Source organism: Epibacterium ulvae, assembly GCF_900102795.1.
In the GTDB taxonomy this organism is placed as follows: domain Bacteria; phylum Pseudomonadota; class Alphaproteobacteria; order Rhodobacterales; family Rhodobacteraceae; genus Epibacterium; species Epibacterium ulvae.
This window is the reverse complement of record NZ_FMWG01000007.1, coordinates 20,094-39,355: the sequence shown is the minus strand read 5'-3', so window position 1 is coordinate 39,355 and position 19,262 is coordinate 20,094. Positions and strand designations below refer to the sequence as shown.

Sequence of the window (19,262 nt, the reverse complement as noted above, 5' to 3'; positions counted from 1 at the left end):
GACTGAGGGACATTCTGTTACGCTGCCATGGCAGCGTAACACCATTGCATGCGTTCCTTGAGGCGAGTGATTTTGTTAGTTTGTGATTTGAGCGGGGTCCCATGTAAGCCAAGCTTGGAGATCGGCACCAACGAGCTTGGCAGTTTCGATCAGGGTGTAGGCAATCGCTGTGGCTTTGCTGCCTCCCCCTGAACCGACTAAAAGGTAGTTCTTTCGTCCCAATGCCACGCAACGGATTGAAGGCTTCGCACAATTATTATCAGGCTTGAGGCGCCGTTTTCCAGATATCCGCGCATTTTCTTCATACGTTCAATGGTATATCGGATCGCTTTGGCGAGTTCGGATGTACCCGAGGTGCGGTTGAGTAGCGAGGTGCGCTAGGCTTCCAGTTCGTCGAATACCAGTTTTTATTGCGCTTGTTCGCGATTGGTTCAAGAACAGCGGTTGAGCGGCCATATAAGCCAGTGAATAGATCGATTGGCACACCCAAACGGCTCAGCGCAGCTGCCGTATTCATAACCGTCTCGCCAGAATGTGGTATAAACCCATCGGTCCCAGTAAGGGTTGGCGCTGGGATCATGTCTATGAGAGCGTCCCCTTACCATAGGATCATCTTAGTGTTTCTTATTTCGAGTTTTGAGCTTGATCTAAATAAGCTTGAAGCGACGCAAGACTGCCTTCAGACCAAAGCATTCGCAACCAACGACAAAACGCAGGTTTGAAAACAGGGTCCTCGACAAGATCTCCATAGACCTGCGGTTGCTCAAGCCAGATTGTCGGTCTTTGTTCGCTTTTCTGAGCAATCTCTGATAATCGCTGCCAGTCGGGGTCGTTGGCTTTGATGGTCGTCCCATCGTCCCGAACCCCAGCGCACATTCGCGCCCAAAGCGCTTCAACCAGTGCCAAGCCCTCGATGGAACCGCCGCCGTTCAACGCATCCCGAATGATTGGGAGGATGAATTCTGGGTGGCGCGATGATCCGTCAAACGCTACGCGACGGGTGGTATCTCGAATTTCCGGGTTTGAAAATCGTTGGGCGACCTCGTTGATATATTGCGCCGGTGTCATGCCCGGTACTGGCGATACGTATGGTGCAATTTCTTCGTGTTCGACTTTGTTGAAGAACTGCGAAATCACAGGGTGAGCCACGCACTCTGCAATGGTCTCTACGGACATCAGTTCACCGACATTGGCCAACACCTGATGGCCTGCATTCAGTATGCGAATTTTCATGGCCTCATAGGCGTGAACGTTTGGCGTAATGATCGCCCCTACCTTTTCAAGTTCGGGTCGACCGACGCAGAAATCGTCTTCGATAACCCATTGCCGATAATTTTCGTGTGTGACCGGTGCTGCATCATCGACACCAAACCCCTGTGCCAGAGCAATTTCAATTGGTCCCGTCGCTGGAACAATGCAGTCCACCATCGAGTTGGGGAAACTGCACTGTTCTTCAATCCAATTTGCAAGAGCAGGATCTGTGGCTTGGGCCAGTGTAGTGACCGCTTGGCGCGCAATGTTGCCATTGCCGCGAAGATTGTCGCAACTAAGAACAGTGAATGGACCAGCCCCTGATGTTCTACGTGTCGCAAGTGCAGCAACGATGGCTCCAAAGACCGTACGTGGGTGTTCTGGATGATGTATGTCGTGTTTAATATCAGGGTGGGCAAGGTCTAAACCGTCTTCGGTCATCGAAATGAAATACCCTCCTTCGGTGATCGTTAATGACACGATCCGAATACCGGGGTCTGCCAATTGCCGGACGAGCGCTGCATTCCCATCCTCAATCGGCAGGTAGTCAATCATTGGACCAATGACTTCAGCAGATGTTCCTTCGGGTGACAGCCTAATCAGCGTTGTCAGGTGGTCCTGTGACAGTAGGCGATCGCGCATGACTTGGTCTTGTTCGCGAACACTTGCTCCGATGATAGCCCAATCCTGCGCAAGCCCCTGTTGCATCAAGCGGTGTATGTACCACGCCTGATGCGCGCGGTGGAAGTTGCCAAGACCAATATGCACGATGCCTGGGCGCAGAATTGCCCTATCATATTTAGGGCAGGCAACGGTCGCCGGAAGTCTCGGCAGGTTTGCGTTCGAAAGCGCAAGTCCATGGGTATAAAGCGCAGAAGTAGCCATCAAATTCTCAAACCTTGTGCATCAAATTTGTGGATCTGATCGGCCTGCGGTGTCAGGTAAATAGTGTCACCGTGTTTGACCGAAATGTCTCCTGTTACGCGAACCGTCAACATATCGGCGAGACCCGTATCATGTACGTGGATGAAGGTGTCAGAACCCAGGTGTTCAGCAACACCAACGCGTCCCTTCCAAGCGCCATCCGTCATGCTGACGTCTGTGTGCTCAGGACGGATGCCAATGGTTGCTGCATCATGCTTTTCTGCCTCGGGGCCCTTCACAAAATTCATCTTCGGTGAGCCGATGAAGCCCGCGACAAATTCATTTTGAGGCCTGTGATAAAGCTCAAGCGGAGAGCCGACCTGTTCAATCACACCAGCACGTAGGACAACGATCTTGTTCGCCATGGTCATCGCTTCGACTTGGTCGTGGGTCACATAGATCATGGTGGTTTTTAGGCGCTCGTGAAGCTCGCCGATTTCCAATCGCATCCCGACACGCAGCGCGGCATCGAGATTTGATAGGGGTTCGTCAAACAGGAAGGCAGCAGGTTCGCGGACAATGGCACGGCCTATCGCCACACGCTGGCGTTGGCCGCCAGATAGATCGGCTGGTTTGCGGTCTAGATAATCCATCAAGTTCAGAGATTTGGCAGCTGTTTCAACACGCTGATCTATCTCAGCTTGTTCTATCTTCGCCATGCGCAGAGGGAAGCCGATATTCTTGCGCACCGTCATATGCGGATAAAGCGCGTAGGATTGAAATACCATAGCTAAACCACGCTGAGCCGGTGGCACTTCAGTGGCGACCTCACCGTCGATTTCGATCTCGCCAGAGGTTAGATCCTCTAGACCTGCGATCATCCGAAGGAGCGTGGATTTGCCGCAACCCGAAGGGCCAACAAAAACCGCGAACTCTCCGTCTTCGATGGTTAGATCAAGAGGTGGGATGACCTGCACGTCACCAAAGCTCTTGGTCACGTTTTTGAGTTGAATACGTCCCATTGTCTTTCCTTATTTCACAGCGCCAAAGGTCAGGCCTTGGACAAGTTGTTTCTGGCAGAACCATCCGAGGACAACGATCGGTCCAACGGCGGCGGCTGATACGGCAGATAGGCGTCCGAAGAAGAGACCTTCAGGGGCTCGGTTGCCTTCGATGAGTTTGGAGAGCGTTGCCGCATCGGTCGTGGTCAAGCGCACCGTCCAATAGGCTTCGTTCCAGCAGAAGATGAAGACGAGCAGGGCAGTCGCTGCGATGCCACCCCATGCCAGGGGTATTAGGATCTCTTTGATCTCCCCCATGGTGCTGACACCATCCATTTGACCGGCCTCTATGATGTCCTTCGGGATTTCTTTGAAGTAGGTGAAGAGCATCCAAATTGCGATCGGCAGGTTGATCAGGCTAAGCACCAGGATGATCAGAAAGTGTGTATCAAAAAGGCCTGCTGACTTGGTCAGGAAGGTCATCGGATAAAGCACGGCCGCGGCTGGGAGCATCTTGGTGGAGAGCATCCACATCAGGACATCTTTGGTCGCTTTGCTAGGGTTGAAGGCCATCGCATAGGCACATGGGATGCCAACAACCAGAGTAAACGCTGTCGCGAAGACCGCCGTGATGACCGAATTTTTGGCAAAGCGCCAATAGTCGTAATTCTCCGTCATATTCAGGTAGTTCTCGAGCGTGGGTGTGAACCAGATCAAGTGTTCAGGTTTCACCGCGTCGGCGTCGGTTTTGAAGCTGGTCAGGACCATCCAGAAAATTGGGAAGAAAAACATGAGCCCTACGACCCAGGCCACTGTGGGTCGACCGTATTTCGAAAATCTTGAGGTTTTTGCAACAATTGGCATTGGTTCTATCCCTTATTCCATCAACGTCTTGCCAATCATGCGCAGCAGGAAAAAGGCGACGATGTTGGCGAGGATGACTGCAAAGATGCCTGTGGCACTGGCAGCCCCGATATTGTTGTTGGCAAATTCACCGATCAGGTACGGCAGGTTCTTGTTGCCGTTACCGCGGCTGACGATTTCAATCTCCGCATAGAGCGAGAGGTGAAAGATTGCCTGGATCATGACCACAATCGCAATCGGTCGCGCCAGATGCGGCAAGGTCAGGAAACGGAACTGCGACCAAGCACTTGCGCCATCAAGCACAGCGGCTTCTTTCTGCTGCTGGTCTTCAGATTGCAGTGAGGTCATGAAAATCAGAACCGCGAAAGGGGTCCATTGCCATGTCACCATAATGATGACGGCGTAGGCAGAAGTCTGTGTGGCGCGGAAGGAGATCGGCTCTAGTTTTGGCCAGAGAGAGAAGAACCAGTCCACGAGAGGCACATTGCGTAAACTCTCTAAGAGCTCATTGATACTGCCTATAGCGATACCCTGAAGTCCGAGAACTGGGTCTAGGATCATATTGATCCAGAGAACCGCATTCACCGCGGGCATGACAAAGAAGGGTGAGATCAAAAGCACGCGTACAATGCCTTGCCCAGGGAATGTCTTGTTGATCAGAACAGCGATTAAAACGCCGAGGATAACAGTCAGGATCAGAATGCTACAAACAATGAACAAGCTGTTCTGAATGGCGAACAGGAAGTCTTTGGATTTCAAAACAAATTCATAGTTTCCGAAACCGCGCCAGTTGCTAAGGTTTGGTGTCGTCCATTCCGGACGACGCAGACTGTTCAGCACATAACGAATAAAAGAAAAGTAGAGCGTCATTCCGAGTGGGATGAGCATCCACACTAAAAGCAGGAGTACCGCAGGTGTTTGAAGAAGGCGGGGAAGCTTTCTGTCAGACATGGTCCTATCCTCTCAGCAAAACGGTTTTATCGTTTCACATCTGATGTTTGGGTTGCAATTGCTTGGATGTTAGGCGGTACCAAGGCGATCTAGCAAACCCTGTGGTACGTCTTAGGGAGGGTCCGGCACGTTCAAAGCACCTGTCGGACCCTCATTTGTCTTAGTCGTAGTATCCCGCTTCTTTCATGATCGAGTCTGCGGCTTTCTGCGAAGCTGCCAGCGCGTCTTCGACAGATTTTGCACCAGACAGTGCAGCGGCCATTTCCTGCGCAACCGCAGAGCCGACCTCTGGGAACTCAGGGATTGCCGCAAACTGAACGCCAACGTAAGGCTTCAGGTCCGTTGCTTCAGGTGCTGCGCTGTCAATTGCTGCTAGCTCGGCTGCTGCAAACTCGGCAGCCGCCTGGAATTCAGGGATTGCATATGTGGATACACGTTGACCGGTCGGTACAGACCCCCAACCAAAGTCAGGATGGTTACCCACAGCCTTCACATAGTCTTTAGAGGTTGCCCACTCGATGAAAGCGCCAGCAGCCTCGGCATTTGGAGAACCCGCTGGGATCGCCATTGCCCAAGCCCAGAGCCAGTTTGCGCCCACCGGATTACCGGCGTTCGGAGACTGTGCATAGGCTACGCCATCCACCTCCAGGAAGGAGGCTGCGATGGTTGCGTCAATCCACATGCCGCATTTGCCCTCGTTGTAGAGCGCAAGGATTTCATTGAAGGAGTTGCCTTCAGAACCGGGAGGTCCATAGCTGCCCAGCAGATCGACATAGAAGTTGATCGCCGCATTCCACTCAGGGCTATCCAGTTGCGGGCGGCCTTCCGCGTCAAACCACGCACCGCCGAAAGAGTTCACCACTGTGGTAATGAACGCCATATTGTCGCCCCAGCCCGGCTTGCCACGCAGGCAGGCACCGTAGACACCGTTGTCAGGGTCGTGAATTGCTGCGGCGGCTGCTTTAACATTGTCCCAGCTGTCGTTGTCAGCAATAGAAACGCCTGCGGCGTCGGTCAGGTCCTTGCGGTACATGACCATCGAGGATTCACCATAGAAAGGCGCAGCATAGAGCTGACCTTCGTGTGAGAGACCATTGCGCATGGCTGGTAGAATATCATCGACGTCGTAGCTTGCCGAGAAGTTCAGTGGTTCAATCCAACCGGCAGCACCCCAGATGGGGGCTTCCTGCATGCCGATGTTAATAACGTCATATTGTCCACCGCCTGTAGCGGTATCTGAGGTGACCTGCTCACGCAGAACGCCTTCTTCCAGAGAAACCCAGTTCAACTCAACACCAGTCTCGGCGGTATAGGCCTCAGCGACTTTCTGCATGTTGATCATATGACCGTTGTTCACGATCGCGATGGTCAGTGTTTCGGCAGATACACCACCCGCTCCTAAGAGCGAAATAGCGGTGGCTACACGAAGCGCGCCTTTCTTAAACATCCTCGTCCTCCCTAAATAGATGCTTGCCATAAGGTTAATGCCCGATGACAACTTGCGTCAAATTAAATTTTTACGCGCGTAAAAATTATAATTTAGAAAGAAATCTCAAACCTTTACGCTGACGATCTCATAATCAAACGTCCGTCAAACAGTGTTTCGCCCTGCGAATCGGCGCTCTCTTCGGACGTAATTCGCTCTAGTAAGACCGCTGCACTTTTCTTGGCGATCGCCTCGTAATCTTGCGAAACCGTTGTCAGGGTTGGGCAGGTGTACCGCGAGAACGGATGGTCATCATGACCTGCAACTCTAAGTTCGCGGCCCTCACCAATTCCAACGTGCAGCCCTGCCTCGAAAGCAGCGGATAACAGCCCTATAGCCAGCCGGTCATTGCTGCATAGAATGGTGTTTGTCGGGAGGTTCCGGTCGCGCACAACCCGCGTACCTGCGCGAAATCCGATTTCTTCAAATTCCCAGCCTTCGCCCTCTGCTTGGATCAAGTTAGGATTATGTCCTAGTTTTTCCATGGCAGAGATATAGGCGCTCCGGCGCTTAAACGCATTTGGGTTCGTTGGGGACTTCATCTCGAAAAAACTGGGCGGTTCGCCCGTTCGACACAAGTAATCCACAATCAAGCTAATACTTTGCTCGTTATTTGAGCCAACAAAAGCTTCTCCAATCTCGTCGATATTGGCGTCAAACAGCACTGTGGGCACTTCTCGGCAAAATGCCTTTATTTTCGCATGATCTGACGCTCGTCCAAGGGGGGCCAGTAAGACGCCAGCGGGCTTAATGCTGCGCAGGTTTTCCAGGTTAGCGATTTCCATGGCCGGGCTACCATGTGATCCGAGGAGAACCGGACGGAAACCTGTCTCAATGATATGTTCTTCAATGGTTCGTGCGATCTTCGCAAAGAACGGGTCTGCCAAATAGGGGACAACGACACCGATGTTCTTAGTTAGACGCCTGTTTTGGTTTACTGCATAGAGATTAGGCTGGTAGTCATATCGATCTAACGCTGCCTCAATCCGCTTCCGTGTCGAAGCGCGCACGCTACTGGGATCGTTAAAAAACTTGGACAGAGTTGGCCGCGAAATGCCACTGACAGAGGCAAATTCTTCCATGTTTTTGATTTTGGTGCCTGTCATGGGTCGTTCCCTGTAGATATTCCGGGTACCGCTGCGCTACGTGGCGGCGACTTGGTTACCATAAATACTTTACGCGCGGAAACATAGCCCCACGTGCTTTGACCCCATGTTACGAGGAGCACCGATTGCTAGCTGACGACATTGAGATGGGCTTAGGTGAACAAACCGGGTGATGGATTCACTGTTTGAAACCAGTGGGGTAGAAACGGTAAATGAGCAGTTGGCCCCCCACGAGGTCTAAGGTGAAGAACTGGCTTTTGTACAAAATGGCACTGAAGCGGCGCGGTTCGCTGTCGATCTGGTTTGATCCTAAGATGCTTTGGTAGGGGACTCCGACTGACAAACGAGGGCGTCAGCCTGAGTTCAGCGACGCCGCGATCCAGTTTTGCCTGACGATGAAGGTATTTTTGGACAAGCGACCGGATTCGTCGAAAGCTTGTTACGGCTAGCGACACTTAACTGGAAAGGTGTCATGGCTCGAGACTTCGGTCGCTAAGTTGCTGCGCTCTAGGTCCGCATCGCAGTGCTTAACTGCTCTTGGCATGCCCGTCACAGAGCTTGGAGGGTAAATCCCTATGAAAAAGGAGAAAATCTACCTTCACCCGATTTGTGCAACAGAGCCGGTGACGTTCCTATGGGGACGTATTTTTTGAAACATTGAAAATGTGGGTCATAATATTTTGTAGTTTCCAGATGAGTGAATTTTATTAGATCATAGACGCATGGTTACAGATAAAATTAATTTAGGATTGGGTGTCCCCCGCCTTTCGAATGTTCAAAATAATTTAGATACTGCACCCGTGCGACAAAGCACAAGGGCTGCTCCTGCAGTGCCAAATGACGCATCGGTAAGTAGCAAAAGTCTGTGGCGCAACGCCGCAGCCAGTGTCGTGTCGAAACTAAATTCAAAACTACCAGGTTTTGACTTTGGAGAAAAACATCTTCAGCAGGCTCTAGAAACGCGCGTCGATGATATGGTCGCGGTTTATGGAGAGGGCAGTCGTTCGTATTTCCAACAAGTCGCACAAGGAGTGCTTGAGCAAAGCAACCCCGACGAGGCTGAAGACAATGTACAAGCAGCCAAGGTTAAGCTGCCGCGATCTGCTAAAATGGTGGTTCGTGCCTTTGATCAGGCAATTGATTTGAAGTCGGTTTATGACACGGTGAAAAAAGATCTCGCAGTGCTCTCCCATGCGCGCCCTAAGAGCGGCCAGATCCCGCAGTTTCTTGCGAAGCCTGATGGCACATTAAGCGTAATACTGGCACCGCGTGATGTTGAAACGATTGCAATCAGTGGGGGTGGTGCAAAAGGTTTGATATTGCCGGAAGTGATCAATGAATTGAAATCCCTGTCCCAGCTGGATGGATTGAAAATGATTGCGGGCACATCGGCAGGGTCCTTGGCTGCGATCGCGATTGCTTATGACGCTTCTGCTGAAGAAATGAACAATATTGTGGATGCCGTACAGGGAGGCCTGCTGGATGATCCCGATACCGCTGCAAACTACCCACAGGCGCATTTCTTTTCAAAGTCTAAGTCGGCACTTACAGCGGTAGATAGTGTTGCGCGGTTCGCTGCAAAGCATGTGATTTCTGCGGGGGGGGGTGCCGAACAAGTCGTAAAGATTTTGGATAGCTTTACGACGCAGCGTCTTCAAGGCGCGCTTGATAAACTCACTCCTGATGAGCAGGAAGCCAAGATGGAGCAAGCCTCTGTTGGTAGCAAAATACCGTTGGACGAGATTAAAGAACGAATAAACACTCTAATGGAAGGCTCTATGTCTGGTGCCCGGACCGGTCAAATGGTGACGTTTAAAGATCAGTCTATTTTGCACCATATGATGCCAGAAACATTCAAAGAGCTGAGTCTGACTGGTTTTGATATGGACAATCAGGAAGGTGTTATATTCTCTCGATCCACGACACCGGACATGCCGTTGGCTTTTGCAGCTCGCAGTTCAATTGCAATGCTTGGATTGATGAAGCCGATCCATTTTGACGCCGAAGTTGGGGCGGGTGACAGCACTTTTGCAGATGGGGGTATGGGGTCTGTTCAACCAACTGAAGCCGCAATGCTTGACTTGCCTCACTTAAGTGATCTGGAAAGCAAGACACGTATGGAAGAGGCCAAAGAGATTGCACGAAACCCGACGCCAGAGGGATCCGAACATACGATTGATATATCGATGAAAAAAGCTTCGACACTCAACATCAGTTTCGCGCGTAATGGCACAACGCAGGCCTTGTTGTCTGGTTCTCCTGAGGCTTTGATTCAATCGCGTATTGATCCAGCCCGCAAGTTCGTTGGGTTCTCTGCAGAAGGTGTGACCGCTGATCGACAAAAGACTTATAACAACCCTGTTTTGATTGCGAATGAAGGTGGGATTGGTGGCGGAGAGACGAAGCCGTCAGCTTCAAAACTTGCGCAGGCGCAAATGTTGGCTTCCTTGGACACTGCCAACCAAATCCGGCAAAGATTCTCTGAACCCGTTTTAGTTGATGTTCAGAACGTTGCAGATATTATTCCACATCTCTCCGAGGCGGAAAAAGTGGCTATTTTAGAACATGGTCCACCCGAGATGCACACTGCAAATATACAGGAAGGCGACGTAGACGGTCTGCGGGCATTTGAGGCATCGAAGGTGCTTTTTGAACTTTTGTCGTCATGAGCCCGCATGGTTGCTGTGTGTGAAAGGGGCGGTGGGATGTAAGCTCATATTTTGAAACGGCTTTTTTTGATCACTTGAGGCCAAAGGTATAATGGCTGACGATTCCATACATTTTAGGACGTGCCGATAATGAAGGTACCTGGTAGCTTCGACCCTGTCTCGCAGGGGGCTTCTTCTATTGAAACCAGACCCCAACCTCAAAACTCTGAGCAGCCAGCTAGAGTGAGACCTTCGAGTGTGCCGGGCCACTCTCCAAATTCTCCTGCTCTAGATCTTGTCGCACAAAGTCAAGTTTTTGGAGAAGCTCTCAACAGAAATATACAGGCCACACCTTTCCCACGATCTCATGAGACCCAAGAGGCACTTACAAGCCCGGCTTCCTTGCCGCGCGCCGAAGGTGATGCTCAACAATATGGGGCAATTGGCCAAAGTCGGTCAGTTTCTGACGCAGAGAGTAATGTAAATTCAGTAAGTCGTTTATATACCGAGGCCACTGCGACAGTCGGAAATCTATCTGCTGAGGGCGAACTTGAGACTGGTGTACTGCGTCAAGAGCATCAAGGTCATATTGACGACAAGGGCGTCTTTGGTGGTGCGCATGAGCTTAACTTGGTCAATGCAACTGTCGAAGGTCATCTGAGCATTGATCAGGGTGTCGGCATGCGTGTTGATGCGGAAGCACGGGTGGCCAAGCAAGAAGGCAGCTTATTCGTGGGTAAAGACGCGAACAATCCGATTTTAGAGGTTGGGGCGGCTTATGATTTGGCCGCTGCGGATCTAAAAAGTGAGGCACTCTTGGGATCAGACGGTAAACGTACAGGTCTTGCGTTGGGTGGATATGTCGGGGCGTCTGCGGCAACGGGTGGTATAAAAGCAGAACTAAATTTCCCAGTTCCCTTTACAGATCTTAGTGTTTCGGTGAAGGCGAAAAGCACGGTATCAGTTGGTGCGATTTCCGCGGGAGGGGGAGGGCATGCTTATTTTGATCATGAAAACAACCGGCTACATGTTGGTGTCGGCGCAGATGCTGCCGTGTTAATCGGGTTGGAAGGTAATTTTGATCTCAGTATAGGGCCAAAGTTTGATACTCGAGATCGGCCAAGTTTACTTTAATGGATAAAGCGACAGATGATTGATCCTAATATTAAACTTCTTACGAACCCGGTCTCGTCTAAAGCAGAGATTGAAAAAGCGTTTATGGAAGCAAGGGTTCAAGACGGAATTTTTCCAGCGGGGGCCTTTCGGATTGCACTTCCAAAACTGTGGGGCGTAGACACTGCAGGGGAAGACATCATTCCAAGCGTTGAAAGGCCAGTGGTGCCGATAGCGCGCTTTACACCTGGTCATAAAGGCGCTGTCGGAAGTGATTTGGATGCCAAGGTCGTTGTTTATGGTGCGTATTTGGAACGCGTTTTGAATGGCGCAGATTGGTTGCGTGCCTTTGCGTCAAGCCAAGGATGGTCCCTTGTAGATTTGCGTGAACTTCCAACGGCTTATGGCTTGATGGGAGATGCCGTGGCTCTCAGCCATGATGGCCGTCTTCATCGCATGCTGACAATCAAAGATGGGAACCACTTATTTTTGGTTGACGGGTCTGCGCGGCCAGATTCTGATCCAAAAGATCCTATGCTGCAAGAAATTGGTCTCTTGGCATGCAGTCGCTTTTCCCTGCTTTCGCCCTCCGGTCGATACTTCGCTGAAGAGATGACCAGACAAAGCCTGCAGGGAGCTAGGGTCTCTGCTTCGTTTTTATTGCCTGTAAGTTGGACCGCCGTGGAGGGGATTGATGCGCCCCGAGATGGGGCAGCGCTTCATTTTATTCAACATAACCATAAGTCCAACCTTGGGACATTGATTGCGGTTCTGGGGGGGGATCGTGAAACACATGCAACTGCCTTGGAGGCAATTGTGCTTGATAAACTCTCCGCGCAGGGGGCGATGTTCATGACGTCTTCTACTGTGGGGCAGGGAACTCAGGGAGATTTTGAAGTGGTGCAATTTGAGGCACGCTGGCAGGAACGGGCCCATACAGTTTTAAGTCTGCGTGGGCGCATTGATGGCAGGCCAGTGAGCATTCAAATGATATCCGCTACATCTGAGGTGAACATCGAACAATGGGCCGTGAATCGGCGGGTGTTCGATATCGTAGCGCAGACGCTCTCAAGTGTCTGACATCAGGAATTGGACTAAACGTCGTGTATTACTTGTAAAAATCCAGACCTGATCTGATGGACACCCTAGCTTTTCGCTGCTGAGAGCGGGCGTTTTACGGTCCGGTGGCCCGTAGGGCATGATTATTTTACGCTTGGCAACATGTAGCGTTGGTGGAAGGTCTTGATAGGTGTCTTGCCGTAGCAGTCTCATGGATTTTAAAGAGTATCATGAAAGGGAAGAGCCAAATAGCACAGGAGACGTCATCCCGACGTCACCTGAGTTTTAGTAGAGTAGCGTTTGCTCAGGTGGTAAATTGCGTGGGCTGAGGGTGGCGTTACAAATCCAGTGTTATTTTTCTACCAGCCGCTCTGGAAACGCAGATGCACATTCGTTTACCGGATGCGCGATCTTTCTCGTTCAAGAAACTGTCGCGATGCTCAGGAGTACCAGCGATCACGTCTGTGACACACGTGCCGCAAACACCCTGTTCACAAGAAAACGGTGCTTCGAAGTCGTTCTCTTCCAACACGTTCAGGATGGTTTCATTTGCTCCAATCTCAAAGGTCAAACCGGATTGTGCCAGTTCTAAGGTGAAGGGTTTGGTCGTGCCGCTAGCCAACGCTGGGTTTGCTGAAAACCGTTCCAAATGGATGGAGTCCGTCGGCCAGTTTTGACCTGCAATCTTTTCAGCGGAATCCATAAACGGCCCGGGTCCGCAAATGTAGGTCTGCCCCTCAGTTGGGCGCTGTTTGAAGATCGAGCGGAGGCATTCAGTTGTCTGCGGAACATCTAGTCCAAAGTGAAACTTGACGCTTGATGCATAGCCACCTGATTGCATCCGGTCCCGAAAGGCTGCGTGTTGATCCGATCTGGAAAAATAGTGCAGTTCGAACGGAATGCTGAGTGTGTGTAGCCGGTCCGCCATCGCAATAATCGGGGTGATGCCAATTCCACCTGCAAGCAGCGTGACATGCGATGCAGCCTCATCCAGCGGGAAGTTGTTGCGCGGGCTACCGATTTCAAGAGCTTGGCCGATAACGATCTCGTCGTGCATTTGTTCGGAGCCGCCCCGTGAGGTGTCTTCGCGTTTGACTGCAATCATATAGTGTTTGCGGTCGTCAGGCATGCCACACAGTGAGTACTGGCGAATGATGCCTTTGCCACAATGGACATCAATATGAGACCCGGCTGTGTAGTGGGGGAGGTTGAAAAAACCAGATTTGGCAAGGAGGAAGGCTTTTACGCCCTCCGCCTCTTCAATGACTTTTTCGACTTTAACGTTGATCAGTGCCATTGGTCCGCTTTCTACTGATGAACCGGAGTGCGTTTGTCGAGACCCTCTCTCAACTTTTCCAATTCAATAGGCGACATTGAAATAGAGGTCGCTCTGTCGGGGAATGAGCCGTCTTTAACAGCGGCCTGATAGCCCGCCAGTGCTTTGGCGCGCTCTGCTACCAGCTTCTTACGAATGGAACCCACGTCGCCAAAGGCTTTGGCGTGGCGAGGCGGGTGGTCGTTGTCGCCGCATAGGTCAGACATGTAAGACAAGATAATGTCGCCAGAGGACCCAGCTCCAATTGTGACGGTCACAAGGTTGGAGTGTTTTTTGATTTCAGCCAATGCTTCTTCTGCTACGCATTCAACTTCGCAAGAATAGGCACCGGCCTCTTCTAGACGGCGGAAATCTTCAAGTAGGCTAAGCGCTTCTTCTGCAGTCTTACCGACTGTGCGCAGACCGCCAAACTGCGTTGCGCGGGCAGGGAATAGGCCAGTGTGGCCCTGAACGCTGATCCCTTCGCGGGCGATGCGTTCGATTGTGGACAGGCCACGGGGAGAGTAGATGGCGTCCGCGCCTTTGGCCATCGTGTCAATGGCACCGCCCAGTGCTTCGTCTTCGGTCACGTACTGACGCATGGACTGCGCTGCGGTGATGAAGATATGTGGGGTCGCGGCTCGAATCTCTTCGATCGTTGCGGTATCGATGGTGAGCGTATCGATGCCTTGTTCAGCCGCTGCCGCGGCTTCGCCTGCATCAAAGGCCGTGACTTGGGTCAGCTTGTTGCCTTGGGCTTTGGCGCGGATCAGGCAGCCAACCGTTAGGTGGCGTTGGGCGAATTTGCCGCCGTATGTATAGATATGTTTCATGTCACGTCTTCTTTGTTTGGGGTCATTTAGGAGCAAAAAGGAGCTTTTTGCGTGCGCGGATTCTTAGTGTGGCGTCTTCAGTGCCATCGTGAAAACTGCCGAACCAACGGTCCAACGGGATCTCTTCTGACCCGTAGTTGCATTCAAAATACCGGTGATGCAGCTGATGGTGGAACGAGCCCGCGTTCAGCGTTTCCTTATCTCTGATCAGCAGCTTGTCGAAACCCGCATGGGAGATCAGAGCGCCAAGGCTGAGGGAGAACATGTGGAAAAACACATGCAATGGGTGCGTGGGCAGCACGAAATGGATCAAGATCGAGGAGAAGTAGAAGAAGCTTTCGACGGGGTGCATGGCCAAACCGGACCAGGGACCAACGTTTACATTGCGATGGTGCAGGTGATGTACGGTCTTAAACAGCCACGGAATATGAACAAGGCGGTGGATCCAGTAAAAGTGAAATGACTGCCAAAAGCGCAGAACAAAGAAGAAGAGAATGAACCAGACTGGAGATGAGCCAAAGGTATCAAGTGCCGGTGTCCATCCATTGGATGCCAAGTAGAAGTATAGGATCGTCCAGAGGGTCAGTGACACCGCTCCAGAGGCCAAAGACCAGAACACGTTGTCCCAAACCTGATGCCCAAACGTAAATCTTGAACTGCGTTCCATTGGGCGCACATCAAATTTGAGCCGCATTTTTTGTCCCGCAAGTACATATAGGTATAGATGGAGCGCTGTCCCGAGCAGGATGATTGAGCCGAAAAGGATTGCTGTGATTTTGAGCATCCAATCTGCCGAGAAATGCTGCATTCCTTCGGGGCTTGGCATGAAGAAATAGACTGTGATCAGCGCAAAAATCAGGTGGTTCACAGGCGGTGAAAACTTGAGCCATGTGCCAAGCAGCCATTTAAGAGACGCCTTTGGTTTTGGCGGTAAGTCAAAGATCGGTGACATGTCGATCGGCAGCTTTGGATGAAAGTTCCAAGCTTTTGACTGGCCCGCCGGCACTTGTTCAATATTGGTTTCCGAAGATTTCATCGTTCCAGTTGTCTCCTTTGGGCCGGTGGGGGAGTTTGTATTCTGGTTTAAGTTTTGCAATATGAAACTAAAGTTCAATTATGAGAAACAAATTTGGTATGGTCAATACTTAGCCAGTGCGATGTTGTTTTTAACTTAAGTGATTGAATTAATTGAACGAAAGAGATGTGTGCAACGTGCATCTGAAATACCTCTATGGATGACGTTGGTCGGGGTCGCGGAAATTGAGGGTGAATCTTGCCTCCAGAATCGCTGATTTGAAGACAGTAAGGATCACCTAATGGGTGTTATTTTTGAAAACACTTCACCTTAAGGATGATTCCATTTTTCGCGTCATTTCTTCGAGCTCCACTGAGTGGTTGGGAAAAGGTATTTCACTCCAGCGGTTTATGGGGTGCACCTTGTTGCAATAGGTGGTCCGAGCTGAGTGGATCATTGTGCATTGTTTTTATGATTGACGAAGATCAATTTCTCCCGTTATTCTCGTATTGCAAAATAAAAGTTTTATAATATGAAACAAATGTAACAGGGAAAGCAAAATGATGAAAAAGACATCAACAACAATTTTGGCCGCAGCGATTGCAGCCGTATACGGAACAGCCGCGATGGCAGAAGAGCTGACCGTCGCGTATTTTCTGGAATGGCCTATGCCAATGATGGCGGCCAAAGCGTCAGGTGCTTACGATGAAGCACTGGGTATGAAAGTGAACTGGGTTGCTTTCGAAACTGGCACCGCGATGAGCGCCGCGATGGCGTCAGGCGACGTTCAGATCGCTGTTTCGCAAGGCCTGCCTCCTTTCGTAGTTGCAGCGTCGGGCGGTCAAGACCTGCAAGTCGTCGACGTCGCGGTGAGCTACTCTGACAATGATAACTGTGTTGTTTCTTCCGAGTTGGAAATTGACAAAGACTCCGCTGGCGAATTGGCTGGTAAGAAAGTTGCCGTTCCACTGGGGACTGCCGCGCACTATGGTTTCTTGCGCCAAATGAGCCATTTCGGCATTTCAGTTGATTCACTGCAAGTCGTAGACATGGCTCCTCCAGAAGGCGCTGCCGCACTGAGCCAAGGCGCTGTAGACTTTGCATGCGGGTACGGTGGCGGCCTTACGCGCATGAAAGATTATGGCAACGTTCTACTGACCGGTGATGAGAAAGAAGAGCTGGGCATTCTGGTGTTTGATGTGACCTCCGCGCCAGCGTCATTCATCGCTGAAAATGGCGACATCGTTGCGAAATTCCTTGCGGTTACCGCAGAAGCAAACAAACAATGGTACGCTGACGGTAGTGATGAACTGCTGCAGGTTATCGCACAGGAAGCGGGCCTGGATTTGGATGCAGCAAAATCTGCTATTGCGACCATGAAAATGCCTTCGGTTGAAGAGCAGCTGTCTGAGAAATGGCTGGGTGGCAACGTGCAAACCTTTATGAAGGGTGTTGCCGAAGTGTTCGTGGAAGCCGGATCGATGGACACTTCTTTGGATAACTACAACAGCGCGGTCAACACAGGTCCTTTGAAGGCCGTTCAGGACATGTAAACCCGACCGGCGCGAGGACTCTGCCTCGCGCCACTTTTGCCTGCCTCGCGACGGCATGGCTTCTTTTCAAAAAAATATGATAGGTGGGGAATGACTGGACTTTCGATCCAAAATTTATCCATGAGCTTTGATCTACCCAACGGTGGTGCAGTCCAAGCGTTGCAGGATGTCTCTTTGGACCTCAAATCTGGGGAATTGCTAAGTGTGCTGGGTCCTTCTGGATGCGGTAAAACGACACTTCTAAATATCGTTGCAGGCTTTCTGGCACCAAGTGGCGGCGGTATCATTTTGAATGGTAAAGCTGTTCACGGGCCCAGCGCAGACCGGGGAATGGTTTTCCAAAAAGGAGCGCTGTTTGAATGGATGTCTGTGCGCGACAACGTCAGTTTTGGCCCGCGTATGCAGGGCCAGCGTGAAGCGGAATACAAAGATGAAGTTGATCATCTTCTCGAAATCGTAGGTCTGCAAGATTTCAAGGAAAAAGCGATCTACGAATTGTCCGGTGGCATGCAGCAGCGTGTGGCTCTGGCCCGCTGTCTTGCAAACCACCCGGATGTGATCCTGATGGACGAACCGCTTGGCGCGCTAGATGCATTGACACGCGAAAAGATGCAGTCGCTGGTTTTGAAGCTTTGGAAAGAGACCGGCAAGACCATCATTCTGATCACCCACTCAGTTGAAGAAGCCCTGTTGCTGGGGGAGCGCCTGCTGGTAATGGCACCACGGCCGGGACGTATTCACACCGAATATCGCCTGCCCTTTGCAGATCTTGGCGTTGAGGCCGACCTGCGTGAGGTCAAGAAACACCCCGACTTTGGTGTGAAGCGCGAAGAAATTCTTAGCATGATCTGGGACATGGAAGAAGAAATCATGGGACGTTCGGAGGGTTCAAAATGACTCCATTCCTAATTTACGTCGCTGTTTTTGTTGTCTCTTTCTACTTGGTGACGAAACTGCAAGGCGCAGGTATCCGCGACTATACCTCGCTTAAAACTGTCACCTTCGGAGATGAAAGCGCGGTGCGTCCTAACCGGATTGCCGGTGTTATTTCTATCGCCACGATTTTCCTGATCTGGGGTATCTTTACGGGGTCTGTACTGGTCCCAAAACCCCTTCACGCCCCCGCTGCTTTCGAAGGAACGGCTGAGTTCACCTACACAGCGCAAACGGCTGATGGTGCGACGGATGATGCGTTGGTGCGCGTTGTGGTTCACCCCCGTGAGGCGACGGTCGAAAAACCTGAAGTTCCTGCGGGTGATGGGTTCGCCAAAAACGACGCAGCTGTTGTGGCGCAGTGGCGAACCGTGCTGATCCCTTGGGACAAAAATGATGAGACAAGCCGTAAAGAGGGCACCAAAATTATTGCCATCAACGGTCAGCCTACCGGCCCAGGCAAGACTGTCGATTTCGATTTCGGTTCTGTTACTTTGTCTGACAAAGGCACTCCAAACTTTGAACCCTCACGTGGTCTTCAGATGGAGTCGCTTTACCTGCCTGCACCCGAGACTGTGTGGAACCGTACGGTCAAGATCTTCAAAGAAGGTTTCCGGAACTTCACAATTTGGGAACACCTCGGCTTCTCGCTGTATCGCGTTGTTTTTGGCTTTATCCTTGGCGCGGTGGTTGGCATTCCTCTTGGGTATGCCATGGGGCTTAGCAACTGGTTCCGGGGTTGGTTCGATCCCATTGTCGAATTTATGCGTCCTGTTCCTCCACTTGCATTGATCCCTCTCGTCATCATTTGGGCGGGCATCGGTGAGGCTGGTAAAATCATCCTGCTGTTCCTCGCAGCCCTGTGGATCATGGCTATTGCCGCGCGGTCGGGTGTGTCTGGCGTCAACATCAGTAAAGTGCATGCGGCCTATTCATTGGGCGCTAGAAAGTGGCAAATCATGCGCCATGTCATCATTCCCAACTCGTTGCCCGAAATCTTCACCGGTGCGCGTGTCGCGATGGGGGTGTGCTGGGGCACCGTTGTCGCAGCTGAACTTGTCGCTGCTGAGCAAGGGGCAGGCATGATGATCATGACGGCATCGAAGTTCCAGAACACTGATATCGTCATCATGGGCATCGTCCTGATTGGCGTGATCGGGTTTGGCATCGACATGATGATGCGCTGGGCTGAACGTCACCTCGTGCCTTGGAAAGGCAAGAGCTAAGCCCTTATCTCTGGCGCGCTCCCTCCTAGACCCGCCAGAGATCA

General features: G+C 51.3%; 15 protein-coding genes and 1 pseudogene. 7 read left to right on the top strand and 9 right to left on the bottom strand.

The window, feature by feature from the left end:
• Positions 1-624: 624 nt before the first annotated feature.
• The 6 genes from BLP79_RS11955 to BLP79_RS11930 form a co-directional block, all read right to left on the bottom strand.
• Positions 625-2,136, bottom strand: a complete 1,512-nt coding sequence (locus BLP79_RS11955) for a mannitol dehydrogenase family protein (RefSeq protein ID WP_090219276.1) — start codon at positions 2,134-2,136, stop codon at positions 625-627.
• Entirely contained in the window at positions 2,136-3,137 is a 1,002-nt protein-coding gene (locus BLP79_RS11950) for an ABC transporter ATP-binding protein (RefSeq protein ID WP_090219274.1), read from the bottom strand. The genes BLP79_RS11955 and BLP79_RS11950 overlap by 1 nt, the downstream gene beginning before the upstream one ends.
• Before the next feature lie 9 nt (positions 3,138-3,146).
• A complete protein-coding gene (locus BLP79_RS11945) occupies positions 3,147-3,980 on the bottom strand; it encodes a carbohydrate ABC transporter permease (protein WP_090219273.1) in 834 nt (277 codons plus the stop codon).
• A 12-nt stretch (positions 3,981-3,992) separates the two neighbouring features.
• Positions 3,993-4,931 carry a carbohydrate ABC transporter permease gene (locus BLP79_RS11940; protein WP_090219271.1) on the bottom strand — a complete coding sequence of 313 codons (939 nt, stop codon included), beginning with the start codon at positions 4,929-4,931 and terminating at the stop codon, positions 3,993-3,995.
• A gap of 160 nt (positions 4,932-5,091) precedes the next feature.
• Positions 5,092-6,378, bottom strand: a complete 1,287-nt coding sequence (locus BLP79_RS11935; protein WP_090219269.1) for an ABC transporter substrate-binding protein — start codon at positions 6,376-6,378, stop codon at positions 5,092-5,094.
• Between the two features lie 113 nt (positions 6,379-6,491).
• Positions 6,492-7,523 carry a LacI family DNA-binding transcriptional regulator gene (locus BLP79_RS11930; protein WP_090219267.1) on the bottom strand — a complete coding sequence of 344 codons (1,032 nt, stop codon included), beginning with the start codon at positions 7,521-7,523 and terminating at the stop codon, positions 6,492-6,494.
• Between the two features lie 212 nt (positions 7,524-7,735).
• On the opposite strand from BLP79_RS11930, the pseudogene BLP79_RS11925 reads away from it, so the two are divergent.
• From BLP79_RS11925 to BLP79_RS11910, 4 genes and pseudogenes are all read left to right on the top strand, one after another.
• Positions 7,736-7,986, top strand: a pseudogene (locus tag BLP79_RS11925) (transposase); the annotation flags it as partial.
• Between the two features lie 427 nt (positions 7,987-8,413).
• Positions 8,414-10,192, top strand: coding sequence for a patatin-like phospholipase family protein (locus BLP79_RS11920; RefSeq protein ID WP_157843990.1), 1,779 nt, complete (start codon positions 8,414-8,416; stop codon positions 10,190-10,192).
• Between the two features lie 222 nt (positions 10,193-10,414).
• Positions 10,415-11,305 carry a hypothetical protein gene (locus tag BLP79_RS11915; RefSeq protein ID WP_139163203.1) on the top strand — a complete coding sequence of 297 codons (891 nt, stop codon included), beginning with the start codon at positions 10,415-10,417 and terminating at the stop codon, positions 11,303-11,305.
• 15 nt (positions 11,306-11,320) lie between these two features.
• Positions 11,321-12,364: a hypothetical protein gene (locus tag BLP79_RS11910; RefSeq protein ID WP_090219262.1), complete on the top strand. Its 1,044-nt coding sequence runs from the start codon at positions 11,321-11,323 to the stop codon at positions 12,362-12,364.
• 316 nt (positions 12,365-12,680) lie between these two features.
• On the opposite strand, the gene BLP79_RS11905 is transcribed toward BLP79_RS11910, so the two are convergent.
• From BLP79_RS11905 to BLP79_RS11895, 3 genes are read right to left on the bottom strand one after another with little or no spacing between them, the layout of a single operon-like run.
• Positions 12,681-13,640 (bottom strand): PDR/VanB family oxidoreductase, encoded by a 960-nt coding sequence (locus BLP79_RS11905; protein WP_090219261.1) that lies wholly within the window; start codon positions 13,638-13,640, stop codon positions 12,681-12,683.
• 11 nt (positions 13,641-13,651) lie between these two features.
• Positions 13,652-14,491 (bottom strand): 3-methyl-2-oxobutanoate hydroxymethyltransferase, encoded by an 840-nt coding sequence (locus BLP79_RS11900; protein WP_090219259.1) that lies wholly within the window; start codon positions 14,489-14,491, stop codon positions 13,652-13,654.
• A 22-nt stretch (positions 14,492-14,513) separates the two neighbouring features.
• Positions 14,514-15,527: a sterol desaturase family protein gene (locus BLP79_RS11895; protein ID WP_090219257.1), complete on the bottom strand. Its 1,014-nt coding sequence runs from the start codon at positions 15,525-15,527 to the stop codon at positions 14,514-14,516.
• A gap of 539 nt (positions 15,528-16,066) precedes the next feature.
• Between BLP79_RS11895 and BLP79_RS11890 the strand changes: the two genes are divergently transcribed.
• From BLP79_RS11890 to BLP79_RS11880, 3 genes are all read left to right on the top strand, one after another.
• Positions 16,067-17,059, top strand: coding sequence for a taurine ABC transporter substrate-binding protein (locus tag BLP79_RS11890; RefSeq protein ID WP_090219256.1), 993 nt, complete (start codon positions 16,067-16,069; stop codon positions 17,057-17,059).
• Positions 17,060-17,149: 90 nt separating this feature from the next.
• Positions 17,150-17,956, top strand: a complete 807-nt coding sequence (locus BLP79_RS11885; protein ID WP_090219254.1) for a taurine ABC transporter ATP-binding protein — start codon at positions 17,150-17,152, stop codon at positions 17,954-17,956.
• Positions 17,953-19,218: an ABC transporter permease gene (locus BLP79_RS11880; RefSeq protein ID WP_090219252.1), complete on the top strand. Its 1,266-nt coding sequence runs from the start codon at positions 17,953-17,955 to the stop codon at positions 19,216-19,218. The genes BLP79_RS11885 and BLP79_RS11880 overlap by 4 nt, the downstream gene beginning before the upstream one ends.
• The last annotated feature ends 44 nt before the right edge of the window (positions 19,219-19,262 follow it).

Excerpts from the sequence above, each read along its gene's own strand:
- BLP79_RS11955 (WP_090219276.1), bottom strand. The coding sequence starts at position 2,136 with ATGGCTACTTCTGCGCTTTATACCCATGGACTTGCGCTTTCGAACGCA.
- BLP79_RS11950 (WP_090219274.1), bottom strand. The coding sequence starts at position 3,137 with ATGGGACGTATTCAACTCAAAAACGTGACCAAGAGCTTTGGTGACGTG.
- BLP79_RS11945 (WP_090219273.1), bottom strand. The coding sequence starts at position 3,980 with ATGCCAATTGTTGCAAAAACCTCAAGATTTTCGAAATACGGTCGACCC.
- BLP79_RS11940 (WP_090219271.1), bottom strand. The coding sequence starts at position 4,931 with ATGTCTGACAGAAAGCTTCCCCGCCTTCTTCAAACACCTGCGGTACTC.
- BLP79_RS11935 (WP_090219269.1), bottom strand. The coding sequence starts at position 6,378 with ATGTTTAAGAAAGGCGCGCTTCGTGTAGCCACCGCTATTTCGCTCTTA.
- BLP79_RS11930 (WP_090219267.1), bottom strand. The coding sequence starts at position 7,523 with ATGACAGGCACCAAAATCAAAAACATGGAAGAATTTGCCTCTGTCAGT.
- BLP79_RS11910 (WP_090219262.1), top strand. The coding sequence starts at position 11,321 with ATGATTGATCCTAATATTAAACTTCTTACGAACCCGGTCTCGTCTAAA.
- BLP79_RS11905 (WP_090219261.1), bottom strand. The coding sequence starts at position 13,640 with ATGGCACTGATCAACGTTAAAGTCGAAAAAGTCATTGAAGAGGCGGAG.
- BLP79_RS11900 (WP_090219259.1), bottom strand. The coding sequence starts at position 14,491 with ATGAAACATATCTATACATACGGCGGCAAATTCGCCCAACGCCACCTA.
- BLP79_RS11895 (WP_090219257.1), bottom strand. The coding sequence starts at position 15,527 with ATGAAATCTTCGGAAACCAATATTGAACAAGTGCCGGCGGGCCAGTCA.
- BLP79_RS11890 (WP_090219256.1), top strand. The coding sequence starts at position 16,067 with ATGATGAAAAAGACATCAACAACAATTTTGGCCGCAGCGATTGCAGCC.
- BLP79_RS11885 (WP_090219254.1), top strand. The coding sequence starts at position 17,150 with ATGACTGGACTTTCGATCCAAAATTTATCCATGAGCTTTGATCTACCC.
- BLP79_RS11880 (WP_090219252.1), top strand. The coding sequence starts at position 17,953 with ATGACTCCATTCCTAATTTACGTCGCTGTTTTTGTTGTCTCTTTCTAC.